The organism is Paenibacillus sp. fava2, assembly GCF_058313675.1.
On record NZ_CM177755.1, the window covers coordinates 7,073,304 to 7,092,096 of the forward strand.

The following is an 18,793-nucleotide window of genomic DNA, read 5'->3' on the forward strand; positions in this document are numbered from 1 at the left end:
TGTGCTAACGGATGGAGACAAGCTACCGCAAGGAATACAGCCGTCACCTGAACAGGGACATGGAGTATAAAGTATACGGCCACGCCGGCAAACCGATGCTTGTCTTCCCCACCTCGCTTGGCCGGTTTTATCAATATGAGGATTCCGGGATGATTGCGACCCTTTCCAGTTTCATTGAAGCGGGCAAGCTGCAGATTTGGGCCTGTGACAGCATTGATGAGGAGACGTTCTTTTCCCCTCACTGGAATCATGAAGATAAGGCGGTCCGGCATGAGCAGTATGACAAATACATCACGCAGGAGCTTATTCCCGGTATCCTCCATGAGAGCAAATGGAACAACGGCGGGGATGACCAGAAAATCCTGATTTCCGGCTGCTCGATGGGCGCCTACTACAGCGGCAGCTTCTTTTTCCGTTATCCGCACTACTTCGATACGCTGATCGCCCTGAGCGGCGTGTACTCCACTTATTACTTCTTCGGCGATTATATGAGTGAAAATGTCTATTACAACTCTCCGCTCCATTACCTGCCGAACCTTGCGGATGAGGATTACCTGAACGAGTACCGCAGCAGCAGGATTATCCTGTGTGTCGGCCAGGGTGCCTACGAAGATGAAATGCTGCATGAAACCCGGCTGATCGAGGAGCTGCTTACGCGAAAAGGCATTCCGGCGCAGGTCGATTACTGGGGGTATGATGTGGATCACGACTGGTACTGGTGGAACCGGCAGATTTATTACTATATAAGCGGCGTTTTGTAAAAATATTTACGGGAGCAAAAAGCCCCGGAGCACTTGGCTCCGGGGCTTTCTGGCGTACAGTGGTATGGGGTTACTCCGGCAGATGCTCCTTGCAGAACTGTGCCAGCTCGGCTTCTTCATCATCTTCCAGGTCGAACTCAAGCAGCTTGCCGGTGGTTGTCTCCAGCAGATCGTAAGTAACCAGCACGGCTTCACCCGCTTCTGCCTTGACTACAGCACGTACAGATACCCCGTTCTCCTCGTACAGCTCATCCTCTTCCGGAATATCCAGATTAATCATGAACTCATACCGCTTGCCGCTCAGAATGCCGAAAGGATCTTTAATATCCTCGACCGTATAACTTGTAAATGTCAGCACACACGAACCTTCTTTCTTTAGATAGCTTCCTGGGTCTTCTTGATCTGCTTGCTGCGCAGCTGTCCGCAGGCGGCGTCGATATCCACTCCATGCTCCAGACGTGTGCTGACGCTGACTCCCTGCTTCTTCAGCGTGTCGAAGAAGGCGCGAACCACTTCCCGGTCAGTCCGCTGGTACTGGCTGTGCTCATCGACCGGATTGTACGGAATCAGGTTGACATTAACCAGCTGCCGGCGGTGCTCGCCGATCAGCTCGGCCAGCTCAAGCGCATGCTCCTGCTGGTCATTGATATCCTTCAGCAGAATATATTCCAGCGTAATCCGCCGGTTCGTCTTCTCCAGATAATAATCAATCGCCGGCATCAATTTCTCCAAAGGAATGGCGCGGTTAATCTTCATGATCGAGGTCCGCAGCTCGTTATTCGGCGCATGCAGCGAGATGGCAAGATTCACCTGCGTGTTGGCATCAGCAAATTCTCTGATTTTGCCGGCCAGGCCGCTTGTCGATACCGTGATGCCCTTGCCGGCGATCGCAAGTCCCTTGTGATCCTTGACGGTTGTCAGGAATTTCAGCAGGTTCGTGAAGTTATCGAACGGCTCACCGATCCCCATGACTACAACATGGCTGACCCGCTGGCCCAGGCCGGCCTGATCCAGATGCAGCTGGACCTTCATGATCTGCTCGACAATCTCTCCGCTCGACAGGTCACGGCTCTTGGCCAAGAGCCCGCTCGCGCAGAAGCTGCAGCCGATGTTGCAGCCGACCTGAGTGGTCACACAGACGGACAGGCCGTATTTTTGCCGCATCAGCACGGTTTCAATCAGATTGCCGTCATACAGGCGGAACAGGAACTTGACGGTACCGTCAGCGGACTCCTGCTTCACATGCTCCTCCATCGACTGAAATACAAAATGCTCGGACAGCAGCCGGACGCATTCCTTGTTGGCCTCTGTCATCTCTTCAAAATCAGTAACCCGTTTGCGGTACACATATTCCCAGACCTTGGCAGCCCGGGACCTCTTATGCCCGTGCTCCATCAGCCATGACGTCAGCTCTTCTAAAGTTAATCCATAAATGGATTGTTTATTCATGGTATACCTCTTTTCAAAACATTAAAGTTAAATCTGCTCCAACTTTCTATTGTAGCTTTCACAGCCTCATATGCCAACAACAATATCTTCTCATTCTCTCAAATTTTACTTATTAAAACAAGAGCAATCCGAGCTCCGGGAGCAGCAATTGCAAGATTACACAAAGCTTTCACAGGAGCGCTGACATAACAAACGTTAATGCGCATAAAGAAGCAGCGTCCCTGCTTCTTCTACAGGACACGCTGCTCGTACAGTTGTTTATTCAGGCTGGATTATTTAAAAACGGCAAACTTTAGCCCCCGCCCTTTCAGATAGGCAATGATTTCAGGAAGGGCCTGCAGGGTCATTTGCTTCTCATGCAGCAGATAAATGCCGCCCGACGGTTCAGATCCCTTGAAGTAATCAAGAATATCCTTCGGGCCTGCCGCTTTCCAGTCCTCCGGGTCACGGTTCCAGAGCAGAACTTTTAGCCGCTGGCTGTCCGCCTCTTCGGCGAGCTGGCTGCTCACCGCTCCATAGGGCGGCCTGAAAATTGTAACCGGTGCAGCTGTAACCTGCTCCAGTGACCGGCTCGCCCGTTCCAGGTTAATCCGGTTCTCCTCCGCCGGGTTAGCTGTCATATCGCTGTGATCCCAGGAATGGTTCCCGACCGGCATGCCATGCTCATCGGCATAGCGGACCGCCCCGGGATTACGGCTGGCATTCACGCCGATGAACAGGAAGTTTGCCGCCACCCCTTCCTTCACCAGAATATCTACCAGCTGTCTGGTGTAAGATGAAGGGCCGTCATCAAAGGTGAGGGCTACATAGCCCTCCGGCAGACTGTAGGTATAGCTGTCTCCGGAAAGCTCAATCGTCTCATAAAGCGCCCGGGGCTGCGCGGGCAGTTCCGCTTGCGCCGGAGCAGCCTGGGCCGTTCTGCCCGAAAGCGGGACCAGCCGTAACCCGTCCGGGCTGATTGCTTCAGGTGCTGCTGATGCACCTGGGGATGCCGCGTCTGCATTCGTATTATCCTGCCTGGCTTCAACGCTGTTTGCAAACAGCCATGTCTCTCCCCCGTCCATACGCAGCAGGAGCAGAACCAGCAGAAAACCGAACATCAGGCCGCGCAGCAGCACCGTCCGTTTATATTTAGAACCTGGTAGCGCCGCCTGCTTATACCCTGACAGTACAGGCACGATGCGGGCATCCGCCGCAGCCTCCTGCGGGTCCGCTTCCCGGGAGGGAGCATATTCCTGTTCCTTCAGCTCAAGCAGCTGCTCCCCGTAGCGCTCTGAGCAGTTAAAGTACAAAGTTTCGCTATAGGTCTCTTTCATCCGGACCAGACTGCTGAAATATGTCCGGCGGAAAGGGTCCCATTTCATGTATAACGACAACCGCACCTTATGCCCGCTTAAGGGGCCGAGCGCAGCGATTTGCAGATATGTATGTTCATCAATGCTGAGTATATGTCTTCTGCAGCCGTCCCGGCCGGTTATACCCAGCTCCAATTGACAGCCTCCGTCCCGGTTGCCAAGCGCCAGCAGTTCGACCAACAGACCGGTGTTATCATCATGTGCAGCCATATCCGTTATGTATCCCCGTATTCTTCATTACGCTCTGCGGCAGGACTGCCGGCACTAAAGGGAGCGGTCATCCGGCTCGTAAAATCACTGATCATTCCGGAGAGGTAAGCCTTCTCCTGCCGGACTGTTTCGTATTTCTGCCGCAAATGCCCGTTCTCTGTCTCCAGCCGGCTGATCCGGTCCTCCAGCTCAATAATCCGCTTGTGCTTATCCACATGGGCTTCATGATGCTTCTGCATCAGCTTGGCGTACTTCTGCTGCTCCAGATCAATCGTGCTTTTGAGCTCGTCGGCCTTAGCTGACATTGTGTCCTGAAGCTCGCGGTGATCCTCCAGCACCTGGTCCATTTTCAGATTCTTCTCGGCCAGGCGCTGTTCCAGCTCCAGGATATCCTTCTCCCGGTCTTCAATGACCTTGTTCAGATTTCTCAAATCCTTGCCGAGCCGCTCAATATGGCTGCTAGAGTGATTCAGGCGGTCCTGAAGCTCATAGTTGCTTGATTCGGCATGTGCTCTGGCCTGAATCATCTGTTCCACTGCAAAAATCAGATCCAGCGATTTCTTATCCAGCTGGGTCTTGCCCGCCGAGATCAGACCGGCTGTGCTGTCATTGTGCCCGCCGCTGTCCGGCTCCCCTGCAGGTGCTTCCTCCGCCTGCGGCACCGGTGCTGCTCCGGGATTCAGCGTCCGTTCTGCCGCATCTTTTTTCCTGAAAAAAGAACCTGCCATCTATTCATCACCTCGAGATAAAATGTCAAAAAATGTCGAGCATTTACGAGATTATTATAGATGATTTACCTGGTCCGGAAGTGAGCCGAATTGTCTAACTTTCAGTCGTATATCCAAAGGACCATTTTACTCCGAAAGGGATAATTACCCAAGTCTTTAGACCGACAACCGGCAGCCGGCACAGCAAAAAGCGCAGCCCGAAAGGACTACGCTCATCTGCACTGGAGCAGTTTATTTATAGAGTACCTTCTCTACATTGTATTTTGCTCTGAGCTTGTTCACAATGTACGTTTCATAAATCTCCCGGTCCACCGGATCTTCCACGATACAGACCTCAATCTTGGTCACTTCATCCCGGTGAGGCTTCATTACAGAGACATTGTCTTCGAAATGCTTTTTGATCCGCGGTCTAAGCTTTCTTGCTTTGCCTACAAACAGCAGCTCATCCTTATCGTTATAGAACATAAAGATGCCGCCCGCCTCCCGCGTAATCAGGTGAAAGTCGGTAAATCCGTAAATATGGCTCAGCACCGGGTTCTCTTGCTTGGTGATCGTAACATCCGGTGCAGGAATTGTAATATTAATCATTCGTGCTCACTTCCCTTTTTTACTGGACTAAGCTTACATAGTATCACAGATTAAACGGCCTGACTATTGATGAAAAGGGCATTTCAGCTCCCGGGGAGGCATTGCAGATGCCTCTTGGCCGGCGGGTTCGTCACGGTCCGGATTACTGTCCCTCCCGGCAAAAGCCGGCTTCTGATACATCAGGCGCGGACTCAGGTTAAGCTCCCTCAGCTTGTTGTCTTCCCAGATTGGTGTCGAGGAAGGTGACATCGGCGGGATCAGCCAGTGCCATTTGCCGGACACCTCCCGGCCCTTCTGTCTCTCCTGCTCCTGAAACCGGACGAACTGGTCAGCGGCCGTATGATGATCTACAATGCTGACCCCTGCCAGCTTAAAGGAATGCAGTACAGCGCGGTTAAGCTCCAGCAGTGCCCGGTCCTTCCAGAGCGAGGTGTTGGTTGAACGGTCAAGCCCCAGCAGATCTGCAACCGCAGGAAGACGGTTGTACCGCCCGTTGTCGCCCAGATTGCGCGAGCCGATTTCCGTCTCCATATACCATCCGTTAAAGGGGGCTGACGGATAGCGGATTCCGCCAATCTCCAGCAGCATATCAGACACGACCGGTACGGCATACCAGCGCAGCCCCAGCTCGCCGAAACGTTCAATCTCCGGATGGCTGAGCGGCACCTCCTGTACCAGCGCATCGGGTATGGTGAACCAGCGCGGCGGCTCTTCCCCGATGCTGATGACCAGCGGCAGCACATCGAAGTCACCGCCGCTGCCCTGCCAGCCGAGCTTCCGGCAGACTGCCGTGAAGGCATCCGAGGCCGGATCGCCGCGGCGGGGCTGCCCGTCTGCCGCCGGGTATCCGGCATAGCGGATCAGCTGGTGGTTCCAGATCCGGATGACCTTGTCCGGCTCTGTACCGCTGCGGAACACGGTCATGACCGGACGGATTCGGCCGCCGTTGCCTGCCCGCTCAAGATGCCTGAGCAGCGCTTCCGCCACTTGAGGGGCGGTGTCAGCCTGGCGGGCATCGTTCACCTCCAGTGTATGCCAGAACAGCCTGCCGATACAGCGGCTGTTATGCCGCCAGGCCATTCTGGCACCGTGCGTGAGCTCTTCCGCCGTATGCAGATAGGTTCCCGTCTGTCTGATTTCTTTATGTACTGCCTCTATGCGTCCATTCAGCTCAGCAGGTGATTTCTCTAATTCACTGTAACACTGCCGGAGAAATGACTCAGCCTGTTCTATTCGTTCTTCCATGCTTGCTGTTTCGCGGGTCTGTATTTCCATATGGTCCTCTTCCTACGTATAGTGTAAATCATCCTTGAATCGTATATTATTATTGAACAGTTAATTACTGGATATAAATGATATAAGAGGAGCTGTGATATGCCGGGAATTAAAATCAATCGTCAAGGTGACAACCTTATCATCCGCTGGCAGTTAACAAAAATTGAAATTCCGGTTACAGAAATAACAGGAGTAACACTGGATGACACTTATGGAGGCACAGACAAGGAAGCCATCCGTATCGGCACACCTTATGGAACCACCGGCAGGGTTGTTATCCGGACAAAGCAACGGTCTTATCTATTATTCACCTCAAATGCAGAGGTTATCAAGGAAAAAACAGAGCAGCTGTTGAATATAGGCAGCTGACAGTAATCAAAATCCATAGTTTTGGAGGCTAAAAAATGAGCAAATTCGGTATGTATGCCAAGTTCACCGCCAAGCCTGGTGAACGTGATGCACTCGCGGCCATTTTGCTGGAAAGTGCTGCAGCGGCTGAAGCGGTGGCAGAATGCGAACTATACATCATCAACCATGCTGAGACAGAGCCTGATGTCCTCTGGGTAACAGAGGTCTGGAGCAGCCAGGAGGCCCATGCAGCCTCGCTTGCCCTTGACGCTACAAGAGCTGCGATCGGGCGGGCGATGCCGCTGATTGCCGGAGTGGAGTCAACAAAAATCCGGCCGGTCGGCGGAAAAGGATTAACCTTCAGCAATGGCATTTAGAGCGTTATAATCCATAGCGGAGCCTGATCATTCCTGCGTCCAGCTGACGGGTACGCCGGCTGCCCCCTGCATCAGAAGCCGCAGGGGGGCAGCATTAACTATTCCTCATTCAGCTCGGCCAGCCGGGCCATAATTCTCCGCTTACGGTAGAGCATCTGTGCCGCCTCCGCCACATCCTCAAGCGCCTTGCGGTTGGTATAGGCGCCGAAGAACATTCCCGCTACCGGAACCGTCTGCAGCAGCTTCTTCCAGCCCCAGTTATCACGGTATACGGTGATGACTTCCTTCCAGCCCTGGATTTTGGAGACAGCGGCATTGGCGCCGGCCGTAATATCGCCGCTGCCGCCGGCCTGCAGATTCAGCTCCTGCAATATTGTCCGTTTGCCGACTACATCGGAGGATGCGAACTGCATCACTTTTACCGTAAAGATCCGCTCGGTCTTATCGGTGGGATCAAAGCCGTAGCACAGGCCGATCTCCTGAATCACCTTCAGCGACAGCCCCAGAATGGCCGGGATATCCGCAGCCAGTGTGAATACTCCGCCGAAGCCCGTTGTCGCGCCCTGCACGGTGGCGACGTTCCGGCTGCTTCCGCTAAGCTTCTCCGCAGCGGCATCCATAACCGCCAGCGGATAAGGCCCATGCTCCGGGGCACCAGCAGCTCTGCCTTCAGCCTCTACAAGCTGCCCTACCTTGCGTCCGGCTACCAGATAATTGCCGCCGTTCTGAATATAGCTGCCCAGCTCGTCCAGCAGCTTGCCTATTTTTTCATGAATGACCTTTGGGGTGACCTTGTCGAGCAGCTTGAACGGGAGACGGGTAACCCGGTCCCAGATCATCAGTTTATTCTGTTCCTTTTCCCACGCAGCAATCCCGGAAAGTGCGCTGAGCAGTTCCTCCCGAGTCTCTAATGATGCAGCCTTCCCTGTATTGTCCGGCATTCGATCCCCTCCATATGGTTAATATCAGCCCGGCACTGCAGGCTGCGCTGTTTCTGAAGTTCTACGGCGGCCTGTACAGACGGTTTCATCATCTCTAAGAGAATTAACCGCAAATGGCCTGCTTGAATGCCGGGATGCCAGGGCAGCATAATCTGCCCCCTGTTACCGTTACAGAAAAAAGGCATTCCCGGGCAATGCCGGAAATGCCGGAGGTATGCTGTACACCGTTACCCTAGTCCTCAAATCCGCCCAGCTGCTGCTTCAGGCCCGCCAGCCTTTCCTGTTCATCGGCCAGCCGTTCTTCCACCAGCTCTACGCCATGGCCTTCCACCGAGCCTTCCGGTGCATGACTGACGGCTTCCTCTGCATGTGCCAGGCTGTTCTCTGCCTGGGCGATCGTCTGCTCATCAGGATGGCTTAACGCCTGTGAGACTGCATTATGCAGCTTAGTGACCGAATCATGGGCCTGATCCACGGTACTGTTGGTCCGCAGGCTGGATTCGTAATGTGGTTTCATGCTGGATACTCCCCCTTCTCTTACACTGTCGTTCTTCTTTAGGATGGATAGGGGGAGGCGTTCTTATGCACCTGCCTGCCGGGCAGAGCGGCCTAGATCAGGAACATGGCGGCTACTGTCATTGCCGCCAGCCCCAGCAGGACCGGCTTCAGATTGCGCCGGGCCAGTTCGAACGGGCTGACGCCGCAGATGGCGGCAGCGGGAATGAGCGCCCACGGGATCAGGGTGCCGCCGCCGACCCAGATGGCGGCTACCTGCCCAAGGGCGGTCAGCGTGGCGGCGCCGGAGTGGATCGCCGCCGCGAACATCTGGGCAATCGAGCCAGCCAGCGAGATGCCGGAGAAGCCGGAGCCGTCGAGGCCGGTGATCGCGCCGATCACCGTCAGCGTTACGGCTCCTACTGCGCCGTTAAGCGGCACATGCTCCGCCAGGGCGACGCCGAGGTCGTTGACGATGCCGTGCGAGCCGTCCGGCAGCGCATTGCCGAACAGCGCGGTAAAGGCAGAATCGCCGAGGTAGAAAAAGGCGGCGATCGGGATAACCGGGCCGAACACCTTGAAGCCGAAGACGAAGCCTTCGATCAGGTAGGAGGTCGTCTTCTCCAGCCCCTGATTACGGTGAGCCAGCAGCGTCGTCACGATCAGAATAAGCACGGCTGTGCCGCCGACAAGGGCTGTCGCATCCCCTCCCTGCAGGTTCAGAACGAACATGCAGATGACATCCAGCAGGAACAGCAGCGGGATGGCGATGGCCAGCCCTTTGCGCAACCCTGTACTCATATAGACCGGCGCTGCCTCATCCGCTCCGGATGCCGCGAGGTCTGCCGGCCCTTTTCCCGTAACCAGCCCGTCTCTCCATGTTCCGTTCTTCTGGTCCCGGCGCATCATCCAGAAGGCTGTAACTGTAGTTACAAGCCCCATAACAATAACCAGCGGCACGCTGGCCTGCATCACACTGGATACCGGAAGGCCGGCGGCATCGGCAGTCAGCTTGGGCGCGCCCTGAATAATGTAATCGCCGGACAAAGCGATACCGTGGCCGAACAGGTTCATCGCCATCGCCGCACCGAGCGCAGGCAAGCCGACCCTCACGGCTACCGGCAGCAGCACAGCACCGACCAGCGCAACTGCCGGTGAGGGCCAGAAGAAGAAGGAGGTTACCATCATAATCAGCCCGATTCCCCAGTAGGCCATTGCCGGCGTCCGCAGGAAACGGGTTAGCGGAGCGACCATCATTTCATTAATACCTGTAATGATCAGAATCCGGCTCATCGCCACAATAATGGAGATAATCATAATGGTCCCCATCAGTTCCTTGGTCGCGTAAATAAAAGAATTAAATATTCCGGACACGGAACCGGTGACAGTCGTTGTTGCCAGCAGCCCCAGGGCAAAGATCCCGGCTACACAGATCATCGTCGTGTCACGCCGCCGGATCAGCAATGCCAGGATGAACACGATAAAGACCAGATATACATAGTGGATTGCACTTAAATGGATACCCATTGTGAAGCGCGCCCCCTTTCTTCTATAGCAGAATGGTGCTATATGCTATGCAGAAGACTGGGCGTATGTTCGCAGGTTCCGGGCTGAAGCGACAATATTCGCCGATCCTGCAGACAGCATACCAAAAGACCGCCCCGGAGCCGGAGCGGCCTGAATCTTTCCTACATTTTGACTGCAGCGATCATAAAACGGTGTTCCATGCTTTCAATATAGCCGTCACGCTCAAGCTGCTGCTGAAGCCGGATAAGCCGGTCATAGCATTTCTCAACGGAAAAGCCGGGAAATTCCCATTCTATAATTTTCGCAAAATACACCAGCGCCCCTATATCCCTGAACCGCAGCACCGGAAACATCTCAGCAGCCTCTATAATCTTGAACCCGCTGCGCTGCAGTTCACTGCAGACCGGCTCCACGCTGAAAGCATGATCGGCGGGAGCTGCTTCTTCACCAAGCAGATACTCCGATAAAGCCCGGTTGTTCTGGCCTCCGACCTGCTGGGTAATAAAGACCCCGTCCGGCTGCAAAATCCGGTGCACCTCCCGGGACGAAAAAGCCTCATGCCGGTTCATAACCAGCTCAAACGATTCGTCCGCAAACGGCAGTTCATCATCCGAATACACCTGCCTCAGCTCAATCCCGTGAGGGGGAAGCCGCTTGCTGCAAATCTCCACATTAGGCGGATAAGCCTCTGTAGTATAAGTCCGCCCCGGCGGAGGCGACAATGACAGCAGAAATTCTCCGCCGCCTGTGCCCATGTCAAGCAGATTGCCTGTCACAGCACTCATATATGTTCTAACGGCTGCTTCATAACTCCAGGGCAGCTCTTCCTCTTCCATCCGTCCGGACAGCGCAGAGAAATCCCAGCCCCGGAAGGAGCGCTGCTCCTCCTGCAGCCAGCTTTTCATCCAATAATCCATATCCCTTTTGCCTGTTCCCATCCTAATGCCCCTCTCGCATGTGTATATTGTAAGCTCTGCGGATGAGGGTGCAGCCAAGAGACCAGCCTGATAACCTGTTGAATTCCTTCTATAGCCCGGTACGATCCTGTTATCAGCTCAGTCTGGCTGCACCGGGCAGTTACCTCGTTTAATCACCATCATAATCGCCTCACCTTCAAATGAGTAAGCTGGTGTTCCCTCTTCATAGTAGCACGCAGACATAACAAGGGGAAGCCTGACGGCCCCCCCTGATTGCATACTTTAGTGTTCTGCTAAAAAGCTATTTCCCCAGTGCAGCTGCAGCCGCATCTTCGCCGCCGAGACGTCCGGAGGTGAAGGAGTAGCCCAGGCCCACGCCATTGCCGACATAGGTGTCATTATACAGCACACCTTCGGATTCCAAACCGACGGCATACAGTCCCTTAACCGGTACCCGTTTGTCATTCAGCACCTGGAACTTGGTGTTGACGAGCAGGCCGCCGACCGAACCGAGATTGTTGATTTCTGCAATTACCGCATAGTAGGGGCCGCTTTCGCCCATCGGCAGCAGATATTCCTTGGCTTTGCCGAATTCGCTATCCACACCGCTCTTGGCAGCCGCCTCGTATTTGGTGAAGGCCTCCTTGAATACAGCGGCATCCATACCGGCATTCGCAGCCAGCTCTTCAATGGTATTGCCTTTAAATCCGTCACCGTTGGCAGCCATGGCATCAAATACCTTGTCCGCATCCTGCCAAGGATTGTCCAGCGTGAACTTGTCAGTGAAGGCCGCGTAGAATTCCGGCGGCATACCCGGCAGGGCTGGTGCTTTCACCCCGTTCATCCCCTTGGTCTTCAGCGCGTCAAGCTGTGCCTTAGAGACGATAACCAGGTGATAGGCTCCGTTAAAAGCACTGGTATTCGCCGCCGCTACAGCGGTAAGGGTCGCCGCTTCGTCCCTGAATCTCGCTCCCGAAGGGCCAACGTTCATAAAATTAGGCAGATAGGTTGTCATCAGCGGATAACTGGCCTGGAACGGCTCATACTGGGCCTTCAGCTTCTCTGTTGCTCTGGCCAGCGTCTGGTGCAGCATCTGTCCGCCGAAATTATCCGGCACCTTGGCTCCGGCTTCCCAGGCCATCTTCAGGCCTTCCCCGATATTCTGGCCCAGTCCGCCGTTTACGCCTTCAAACCCGAAGGCCTCCTTGACCATCTCTTTATTGGCCGCGTAACCGCCGGTTGCCATTACCACACTTTTGCCGGTAATTTCGAGGGTAGTGCCGTCAGCTTTCTCAGCTACTACCCCGGTTACTTCACCGCCCGCGCCTGTCATCAGCTTCTTGGCAGTCGTTTCGGTGAGCACCTGGCCGCCGCCTTTTTCCACGGATTCAGCCAGCATGGCCCGCAGCAGATCCTGGCGTGTCTCATAAGCCGGAAGCATATGCAGCTGTTCGCCGCCGAAGTTGATAAAGGTGGTCTGGTAGCCCTTCCCGGTCAGCCAGTCGTACGTTTCACCGGACTGGGTTACATATTGGCGGACCGCTGCCGCATCCACCCGCCAGTGATTGTTCACAATCCAGTCGGAAATTTCCTTCTCGACGCTGACTTTAAGTCCGCTGCTGACTGCGGCTGAGGAGTTATAGAATTTCCCCGCCCAGGACAGATTGCTCGCCCCGCCGATGGTCGCTGTTTTTTCAATAAGGATAACCTTGGCGCCTTTATCTGCAGCCGATACTGCCGCCGACACGCCGGATGCTCCAGCACCCACAACGACTACGTCAGCCGCAAGCTGCTCTGTTTTGCCTGCGCCTGCTTTGGCGACTTCCCGGGACTTGAAGGCGGCAACGTCACCGCCGGCCTGGTTAAGGGCATCCTCAACGGCAGCCAGAATGGCATTGCTGGACTCGGAAGCCCCGCTGACGGCATCCACCTTCAGGGTCTGACCGGCAATAATCTGCTCCTTGATCTTGTCGATTGCCTCAACGCCGATTCCGGCGGTTTCGCTCTGGCTGACAACCTTGATGTCCGTGATCGTCTGTGTTTCATCCAAAGTAACTTCTACCTGGATGGTACCATCTTTACCGTCGGCTTCCGCTTTATAGGTACCCGCTTTAAAAGAAGCCGGTATTCCGCCGCTGTCTGCCGCCTGCTGCGTAGCCTCGGGCGATGCTGTCGGCTGCCCGGTTGCCGCCGGCTCCGCGGAGTTTCCGCTGCAGCCGCTGATGACGGCCAGGATCATGATCAGACTGATTGATACATTGAACATTCTGGTTAAGCTTGGCTTTCTCACTTTCTTGTTCCCCCTGTCGGATGATGCTGCATACTTAATGCTGATGCCACCGAGTGTAAACCTTGGTGCAGCACCAAGGTCAATGAAGGAGTTGTGAATTTTTTCTCAAAGTGAATGTGCGGAACAGTCCGGATGATCAGGTGCGGATTGGAATGTTGATTTCCAGATACGTACGGTTCTCGTCCTGCAGCCGTTCTGTGAACAGGATTTTGCCGTAAATATCGCCGTTCACGGTATAGCCCTGCTCCCGGGCATAATCCAGTATAAACTGGAAGTCCTTAAGTTCAAGGTAATCTTCATAGGAGGTTATGATGACGGATGAGACGCATACAGCGGGCGGAATGTACTGCATGCTGTCATTGATGCATACGCCCAGCTTGTGCTGATCCTCTTCGAGGAGCGCCAGCCCCCAGCCGTAATCCAGCTCCCCGTCCCGGCTGAGGCTGTCCGTATTCTCCGTGCGAAAAGAATAGAAGGTGAACGGCAGCAGCTCCATCCAGGCCTGGACCGTCTGCTTGAGGGACTCCTTTTGCAGGAGCTGGTTCTTATCCGTCTGCTGTATCCGGTACATTCCCGGCATCTGCTTGATCCGGCATGTATAAAGCGCGTCCCCCAGCTCCTTAAGCCCGTTATGAATGCTGTTAATTTTGTCCAGCAGCATGGTGCTCCGCCGGATTTCCTCCTCCAGCTGCAGCTGCGCGGCGTATATGGAGTCCACTACCCGCTCTGCAGGCGCCTCGTTAATCAGCTCGGCCACATTTTGCAGCGGAATCTGCATACTGCGGTACCAGCGGCTCGACAGCAGATTCCGTGCATCCAGATCATTGAAATACCGGTAGTTATTGCGGCAGCCTTTCTCCGGCCTGACAATATCGTGCTTCTCGTACAAACGCAGCGTATCCGCCGTTATGCCAAGGATCGATGCGAACTCCCCGATTGAATATTTCATAAAAAGCCCCCCAGCTTTGCCGAAATTTCATGTTTTTTATACTCTTCATGATAATTGGTTCGTCTGGAAGCCTTTGTGGTGTTTGTCACACGGCTGTGCGGCAGCAACAAAAGCGGCCCGCAGGCCGCCCATGTCCACGATATTCTGTCAGATCAACCTATTGAGTCCTTCCGTCGCTCAGCGTCTGAACGGATTTGCTGATACGCCGCTGCCGCGTCTCGGCTGTTTTGGCGTCCTCGATGGATAATACGAACCGCCGTTTGTTGCTGTAGGATAATCCGTCAAAAAAGCTGCGCGCAACCGGCTCACGGTCCAGCGCCTCGCTGAAATCCGGCGGTACTGCCACTTCTCTCGGCTCACTGTCGGTAACCAGCTCTACCTCAATTTCCTCCCCCGCGCTGACGCCAGCGCCCTTCCGGTTCTCCGCACTGAGCGGGAGCATGAACTGTCCGCCCATTACCGCTACTGTGCTGGCATACGTATACCCGTTGATCGTTACCTTGACCGCCGGCTTCTTGCCTGATCCCAGGCCGGATACCACCTCCGGAGGGACGGGTATGCCCGTTGCTGTCTTGCCGCTAAGTATTACTGTTGTCCGGAATTTCATCTGAGTACCCCCACTCTGCATGTAAAATGTAAAATTTATTCCCATTGTAGAGCCCAGGCCTGTACTATTCCAGTCGCGTGCCGGTGTAAATCTCGTATATACTTATAATATACCAATCAATGCTATACGCAGAGGTGATTCCTCAATGAATCTGAAGGAAAAAGTGCATAACCTCCCTTTAACGCCCGGCGTCTACCTGATGAAAGACAGTCTCGGCCACATTATCTATGTCGGTAAGGCCAAGCAGCTCCGCAAACGGGTACAGTCTTATTTTTATAACAATAAAGGTCACTCTCCCAAGGTTGTTCAGCTTGTCCGCCATATCAGGGACCTGGAATACCGGCTGACCGATACGGAATTTGAAGCCTTTATGCTGGAGTGCCAGCTGATTAAAGAAATCAAGCCGATGTATAACCGGAAAATGAAAAATCCGCTCGCCTACAGCTATATCTCGGTCCGTGAGGATAAAGCCCGCCGACAGCTTGAAGTCAGCTACGATCCCGGACCTCCGGGGGACAAGCTTCACTTTGGCCCGTATACGAGCAGAAGCACGGTAGAGCGTGCTCTGCAGGGCATTAAGGAGAGCCAGCGGATTCTATGCAGCAATCCTCATACCCAGGGCTCCCTCTGCCTTAACCATTCACTCGGCCTCTGTATCGGCATGTGCGGCGGAGGCGCTGCGCTGGAAGCCTATAACAGGATTATTGACAGAGTAATCGCGCTGCTGGACGGGCGGGATCTGAGTATACTGGATGATCTGGAGCAGCGCATGAATGAGGCGGCGGAGCGGTTCGATTTTGAGGCTGCAGCCAAATACCGCGACTATTCGGGAGCAGTCCAGGCGCTGCTGCATAAGGAAAAGGTCTCGCGGTTCACCGGCGAGAACAATAATATCGCCGTGCTGGAGCCGGTGGACGGGGACGTCATCAAGCTGATCCTGATCAAAGGTGCGCGGATTATATACCGGACTTCACTGGATCTGCAGCATACGGACCGCCAGCGGCTGCAGGCTGCGGTGCATTCGGCCATTCTGGAGCATTTCACCGCTGAGGCTCCCGAGGATGCCGGTAGAATTAACCGCCACACCATTGATGAAGCGCAGATTATATACAGCTATCTCAAAAGCAGCTCCGGCAGCTATCTGATTATCCCGCCGGAATGGCTTGCTGCTGCTCCAGAGCCTCTGCTGGCAGATGCCGTGGACAAGCTACTGGCAGACTGTTCTGAGCAGCTTGAGGTGGCGGATTAGCCTGCTGACTTATTCATTTGATGCCTTGAAGAGAAGGGGCATTCGAGCGGGCGCGGTGTATAGGGCACCGATAGTTAGAAGTGTTATGTGTGTTGGAGTCGTATTTGGAGCCGTTGTTGGAGCCGTTGTTGGAGCCGTGTGTTTGAGCGGGGAGTGATGCGGTGTATAGGGCATAGTTGTTGGGAACGGTATGTTGGAGTAACTAGTTGTTACGGTGTATGAGGCACAGCTAGTTGAGCGGGGAGTTGGTGCGGCGATGGCCACCACTAAGTGGATTTTCGCTACTTAAATCCTAGCAAAGTTCCAATATTGGATATTTAGTTGGAAATTCGCCACTTAAATCACCCTTATTCTTCGCGTATGCAGGATATCGGGGAAAATAAGTAGCAAAAATCCACTTAAAACCTGCAAAACCTTAAAAACGTACAAATTAAGTGACGTTTTTCCACCTAACTGTGCAAAAGCCAATTGCCCGCGAGTTTAGTGGGATAATTCCCTCTATCCCTGCGGTCGGCGGGGCTTATGGAGCTACTTTGTGGGATTTCTCCCTCTATTCCTGCGGTCAGCGGGGCTAAACAGCCGCTTTGTAGGGTTCCTTCTGTATGCACGCTGCCAGCAAGTGCTGTAACTCCACTCCCCGGATTATATACATCAAAAAAGCTGCCCCTGGTCATTGACCGGAGGGCAGCCTTTTGTCTATTCCGCTATCTATTTGTCAGCGTGTTGCTGTCTCTCGCACGCTTATGCCTGCGCGCTGTTCACCAAGGCGCTGATGCCTTCGCTAAGCGGGGTCTGCGGGCGCTGCAGCAGCTTTTCCAGGTCACCGCTCTCGATGTCCAGCGCGCCTTCACGGATGGCCGCCTGGATGGCCACCACAATCGGCAGTGCAGCTTCCGGCACGCCTGCTCCGGCCATTACGCTTGAATAAGTGGCATCATCCACCTGCTGCACAGGAATGTCTTTGCCGAGCACACCGCCGGCAATAGCAGCCAGCTCTGCCTGGGTAAGCGGCTTGCCGGATAATTCGTATACGGCATTCTCATGGCCTTCACCGGTAAGAACAGCGGCGGCGGCTTCTGCATAATCACGGCGGGTTGCCCAGCCTACCTTGCCTTCACCGGCGGAGGTCAGCCAAGGCGCTCCGGCTGCGGCTGCATGGATGGAGCCGGCCTCATTTTCCAGGTACCAGTTGTTGCGGAGGAAGGCATACGGAATGCCGGATTCACGGATGAATTGTTCAGTGGCCTTGTGTACCGGCGCAAGGAACAGTGAACTCGATTCCGCATGTCCTACACTGGTGTAAGCGATGAAGCCTACGCCTGCACGGACAGCCGCATCTACTGCCGCTTTGTGCTGGCGGATACGGGTGTCATTGTCGCCGTCTGCCGAAACAATCAGCAGCCGGTCCAAACCTGCAAAAGCCTGATCCAAAGTATCCGGCTGGTCGAAATCACCATGACGGACATCAACCCCGAGGGCCCGCAGGCTCTCCGCCTTCTCCGGGTTTCTTACACTCGCTACAAGGCTGTCCGCGGGAACAGTCTTCAGCAATGCCTCTGCTACAATAGAGCCAAATTGTCCGGTTGCTCCTGTGATTCCAATTTTCATCTTAAATTCCTCCATTACCGATTTATTTTTATCAGAAATACTGCGTGTATATCCCTTTATTGCGTCATTCATTCTTCCTGTAACTATTGTAGTTACAACTAGGCTAATTGTCAAACTCTTTGTTTCCGCAAAAAAAAGCGGCTGTTCCACATCCGGAAACCTGCCGCAGTGTATGTATTTGTTAGCTTTCCCGCATGGTGCTATTCTTACAACATGTACTTATACCGAATAAGAAAGGTTCTGTCCTCATGTCTAAACCTGGAGTATCTATTTATGAACGCTACCTTCCGTCCGTTACGCCGGACCCGCAATATACCGGCTCAGTCTACTGGCTTGTCACCCATTCCGGCAGGCTGCTGGTAACAGAGTCGCCTGAGCAGACAGCCCTTCCGCTGCTGCCTTCGCTTGACTTGCTTGCGGCCGTTCCGAACCGCACGCTCTATCTCGGCTCTTTTGCAGGCATTCCCTGCTTCGCGGCAGATGTTCCAGCTGATACGCCCGAGCCGCCGGGCATGGCCTTCCACCCTCTTCGCACTTTATACGATGTGCTCGATGAGGATGTGTTCCATCTGGCCGGTAGGGCACTGCAGCTGCTGGCCTGGGATGAGACCCACCAGTTCTGCGGCAAATGCGGCTCTGCAACGGTGCTCTCCGCTGCAGAGCATGTCCGCAGCTGTCCTGCGTGCGGACAGCTCTTCTATCCGCGCCTGGCCCCGGCGGTTATTACAGCCATCCTGAAGGACGGCCAGATTCTGCTTGCCCATGCCCCCCATTTCCAGAACAATATGTACGGGCTGATTGCCGGGTTCGTCGAGCCGGGCGAGACGCTGGAGGACTGTGTGGCGCGCGAGATCAGGGAGGAAGTCGGAATTACGGTGAAGAACATCACCTATTTCGGCAGCCAGCAGTGGCCGTTCCCCCATTCGCTGATGGTCGGCTTCCTGGCCGAATATGAGAGCGGTGAAATCAGCGTGGACGGGATCGAGCTCGATCATGCCGCCTGGTTCCGGCCGGACAGCCTGCCGAATATCCCGCCGCGAGTCAGCATCGCCCGTAAAATCATTGACTGGTACGTGGAACAATACAGCTGAACACTAAGCTCTATACACCCTTTACTGC

At 54.5% G+C, this 18,793-nt stretch carries 19 protein-coding genes; 5 read left to right on the forward strand and 14 right to left on the reverse strand.

Annotated elements, in window-relative coordinates:
- Nucleotides 1-11 precede the first annotated feature (11 nt).
- Nucleotides 12-761 (forward strand): esterase family protein, encoded by a 750-nt coding sequence (locus AC4G46_RS31145; protein ID WP_491126024.1) that lies wholly within the window; start codon nt 12-14, stop codon nt 759-761.
- A 70-nt stretch (nt 762-831) separates the two neighbouring features.
- Here the strand turns inward: AC4G46_RS31145 and AC4G46_RS31150 are convergent, their stop codons facing one another.
- The 6 genes from AC4G46_RS31150 to AC4G46_RS31175 form a co-directional block, all read right to left on the reverse strand.
- On the reverse strand, nt 832-1,119 hold the full coding sequence (locus AC4G46_RS31150; protein ID WP_491126025.1) for a DUF6509 family protein: 288 nt from the start codon (nt 1,117-1,119) through the stop codon (nt 832-834).
- A 17-nt stretch (nt 1,120-1,136) separates the two neighbouring features.
- Nucleotides 1,137-2,210 (reverse strand): dual-specificity RNA methyltransferase RlmN, encoded by a 1,074-nt coding sequence (rlmN, locus tag AC4G46_RS31155; RefSeq protein WP_491126026.1) that lies wholly within the window; start codon nt 2,208-2,210, stop codon nt 1,137-1,139.
- Between the two features lie 272 nt (nt 2,211-2,482).
- Complete coding sequence (locus AC4G46_RS31160) at nt 2,483-3,775, reverse strand: polysaccharide deacetylase family protein (RefSeq protein WP_491126027.1); 1,293 nt, start codon at nt 3,773-3,775, stop codon at nt 2,483-2,485.
- A gap of 5 nt (nt 3,776-3,780) precedes the next feature.
- On the reverse strand, nt 3,781-4,503 hold the full coding sequence (locus tag AC4G46_RS31165; protein WP_491126028.1) for a hypothetical protein: 723 nt from the start codon (nt 4,501-4,503) through the stop codon (nt 3,781-3,783).
- A gap of 231 nt (nt 4,504-4,734) precedes the next feature.
- Nucleotides 4,735-5,091: a nucleotide excision repair endonuclease gene (locus AC4G46_RS31170; RefSeq protein WP_491126029.1), complete on the reverse strand. Its 357-nt coding sequence runs from the start codon at nt 5,089-5,091 to the stop codon at nt 4,735-4,737.
- A gap of 63 nt (nt 5,092-5,154) precedes the next feature.
- Complete coding sequence (locus AC4G46_RS31175; protein WP_491126030.1) at nt 5,155-6,366, reverse strand: nitric oxide synthase oxygenase; 1,212 nt, start codon at nt 6,364-6,366, stop codon at nt 5,155-5,157.
- A gap of 99 nt (nt 6,367-6,465) precedes the next feature.
- Between AC4G46_RS31175 and AC4G46_RS31180 the strand changes: the two genes are divergently transcribed.
- Nucleotides 6,466-6,735 (forward strand): SunI/YnzG family protein, encoded by a 270-nt coding sequence (locus tag AC4G46_RS31180; protein WP_491126031.1) that lies wholly within the window; start codon nt 6,466-6,468, stop codon nt 6,733-6,735.
- Nucleotides 6,736-6,770: 35 nt separating this feature from the next.
- Nucleotides 6,771-7,091, forward strand: a complete 321-nt coding sequence (locus tag AC4G46_RS31185; RefSeq protein ID WP_491126032.1) for a putative quinol monooxygenase — start codon at nt 6,771-6,773, stop codon at nt 7,089-7,091.
- Between the two features lie 98 nt (nt 7,092-7,189).
- On the opposite strand, the gene AC4G46_RS31190 is transcribed toward AC4G46_RS31185, so the two are convergent.
- From AC4G46_RS31190 to AC4G46_RS31220, 7 genes are all read right to left on the reverse strand, one after another.
- The gene (locus AC4G46_RS31190) at nt 7,190-8,032 is read right to left on the reverse strand and encodes an EcsC family protein (RefSeq protein WP_491126033.1); all 843 of its coding nucleotides are present in this window, start codon (nt 8,030-8,032) and stop codon (nt 7,190-7,192) included.
- Nucleotides 8,033-8,264: 232 nt separating this feature from the next.
- Nucleotides 8,265-8,549: a hypothetical protein gene (locus AC4G46_RS31195; protein ID WP_491126034.1), complete on the reverse strand. Its 285-nt coding sequence runs from the start codon at nt 8,547-8,549 to the stop codon at nt 8,265-8,267.
- Between the two features lie 92 nt (nt 8,550-8,641).
- Complete coding sequence (locus AC4G46_RS31200; RefSeq protein ID WP_491126035.1) at nt 8,642-10,054, reverse strand: hypothetical protein; 1,413 nt, start codon at nt 10,052-10,054, stop codon at nt 8,642-8,644.
- A gap of 161 nt (nt 10,055-10,215) precedes the next feature.
- The gene (locus AC4G46_RS31205; RefSeq protein ID WP_491126036.1) at nt 10,216-10,992 is read right to left on the reverse strand and encodes a class I SAM-dependent methyltransferase; all 777 of its coding nucleotides are present in this window, start codon (nt 10,990-10,992) and stop codon (nt 10,216-10,218) included.
- A 280-nt stretch (nt 10,993-11,272) separates the two neighbouring features.
- Complete coding sequence (locus tag AC4G46_RS31210) at nt 11,273-13,261, reverse strand: FAD-binding protein (RefSeq protein WP_491126037.1); 1,989 nt, start codon at nt 13,259-13,261, stop codon at nt 11,273-11,275.
- Nucleotides 13,262-13,397: 136 nt separating this feature from the next.
- Entirely contained in the window at nt 13,398-14,210 is an 813-nt protein-coding gene (locus AC4G46_RS31215; RefSeq protein ID WP_491126038.1) for a MerR family transcriptional regulator, read from the reverse strand.
- A gap of 157 nt (nt 14,211-14,367) precedes the next feature.
- Nucleotides 14,368-14,817, reverse strand: coding sequence for a YdeI/OmpD-associated family protein (locus tag AC4G46_RS31220; protein WP_491126039.1), 450 nt, complete (start codon nt 14,815-14,817; stop codon nt 14,368-14,370).
- A gap of 145 nt (nt 14,818-14,962) precedes the next feature.
- On the opposite strand from AC4G46_RS31220, the gene AC4G46_RS31225 reads away from it, so the two are divergent.
- Nucleotides 14,963-16,066, forward strand: coding sequence for a UvrB/UvrC motif-containing protein (locus AC4G46_RS31225; RefSeq protein WP_491126040.1), 1,104 nt, complete (start codon nt 14,963-14,965; stop codon nt 16,064-16,066).
- Between the two features lie 741 nt (nt 16,067-16,807).
- On the opposite strand, the gene AC4G46_RS31230 is transcribed toward AC4G46_RS31225, so the two are convergent.
- Nucleotides 16,808-17,674, reverse strand: a complete 867-nt coding sequence (locus tag AC4G46_RS31230; RefSeq protein WP_491126041.1) for an SDR family oxidoreductase — start codon at nt 17,672-17,674, stop codon at nt 16,808-16,810.
- A 248-nt stretch (nt 17,675-17,922) separates the two neighbouring features.
- On the opposite strand from AC4G46_RS31230, the gene nudC reads away from it, so the two are divergent.
- A complete protein-coding gene (nudC, locus tag AC4G46_RS31235; RefSeq protein WP_491126042.1) occupies nt 17,923-18,765 on the forward strand; it encodes an NAD(+) diphosphatase in 843 nt (280 codons plus the stop codon).
- The last annotated feature ends 28 nt before the right edge of the window (nt 18,766-18,793 follow it).

What these genes read in the sequence shown, in the direction of transcription:
- AC4G46_RS31175 (WP_491126030.1), bottom strand. Translation starts at nt 6,366, where the DNA reads ATGGAAATACAGACCCGCGAAACAGCAAGCATGGAAGAACGAATAGAA.
- AC4G46_RS31195 (WP_491126034.1), bottom strand. Translation starts at nt 8,549, where the DNA reads ATGAAACCACATTACGAATCCAGCCTGCGGACCAACAGTACCGTGGAT.
- AC4G46_RS31180 (WP_491126031.1), top strand. Translation starts at nt 6,466, where the DNA reads ATGCCGGGAATTAAAATCAATCGTCAAGGTGACAACCTTATCATCCGC.
- AC4G46_RS31200 (WP_491126035.1), bottom strand. Translation starts at nt 10,054, where the DNA reads ATGGGTATCCATTTAAGTGCAATCCACTATGTATATCTGGTCTTTATC.
- AC4G46_RS31190 (WP_491126033.1), bottom strand. Translation starts at nt 8,032, where the DNA reads ATGCCGGACAATACAGGGAAGGCTGCATCATTAGAGACTCGGGAGGAA.
- AC4G46_RS31170 (WP_491126029.1), bottom strand. Translation starts at nt 5,091, where the DNA reads ATGATTAATATTACAATTCCTGCACCGGATGTTACGATCACCAAGCAA.
- AC4G46_RS31225 (WP_491126040.1), top strand. Translation starts at nt 14,963, where the DNA reads ATGAATCTGAAGGAAAAAGTGCATAACCTCCCTTTAACGCCCGGCGTC.
- AC4G46_RS31215 (WP_491126038.1), bottom strand. Translation starts at nt 14,210, where the DNA reads ATGAAATATTCAATCGGGGAGTTCGCATCGATCCTTGGCATAACGGCG.
- rlmN (WP_491126026.1), bottom strand. Translation starts at nt 2,210, where the DNA reads ATGAATAAACAATCCATTTATGGATTAACTTTAGAAGAGCTGACGTCA.
- nudC (WP_491126042.1), top strand. Translation starts at nt 17,923, where the DNA reads ATGTCTAAACCTGGAGTATCTATTTATGAACGCTACCTTCCGTCCGTT.
- AC4G46_RS31230 (WP_491126041.1), bottom strand. Translation starts at nt 17,674, where the DNA reads ATGAAAATTGGAATCACAGGAGCAACCGGACAATTTGGCTCTATTGTA.
- AC4G46_RS31185 (WP_491126032.1), top strand. Translation starts at nt 6,771, where the DNA reads ATGAGCAAATTCGGTATGTATGCCAAGTTCACCGCCAAGCCTGGTGAA.
- AC4G46_RS31165 (WP_491126028.1), bottom strand. Translation starts at nt 4,503, where the DNA reads ATGGCAGGTTCTTTTTTCAGGAAAAAAGATGCGGCAGAACGGACGCTG.
- AC4G46_RS31220 (WP_491126039.1), bottom strand. Translation starts at nt 14,817, where the DNA reads ATGAAATTCCGGACAACAGTAATACTTAGCGGCAAGACAGCAACGGGC.
- AC4G46_RS31205 (WP_491126036.1), bottom strand. Translation starts at nt 10,992, where the DNA reads ATGGGAACAGGCAAAAGGGATATGGATTATTGGATGAAAAGCTGGCTG.
- AC4G46_RS31145 (WP_491126024.1), top strand. Translation starts at nt 12, where the DNA reads ATGGAGACAAGCTACCGCAAGGAATACAGCCGTCACCTGAACAGGGAC.
- AC4G46_RS31160 (WP_491126027.1), bottom strand. Translation starts at nt 3,775, where the DNA reads ATGGCTGCACATGATGATAACACCGGTCTGTTGGTCGAACTGCTGGCG.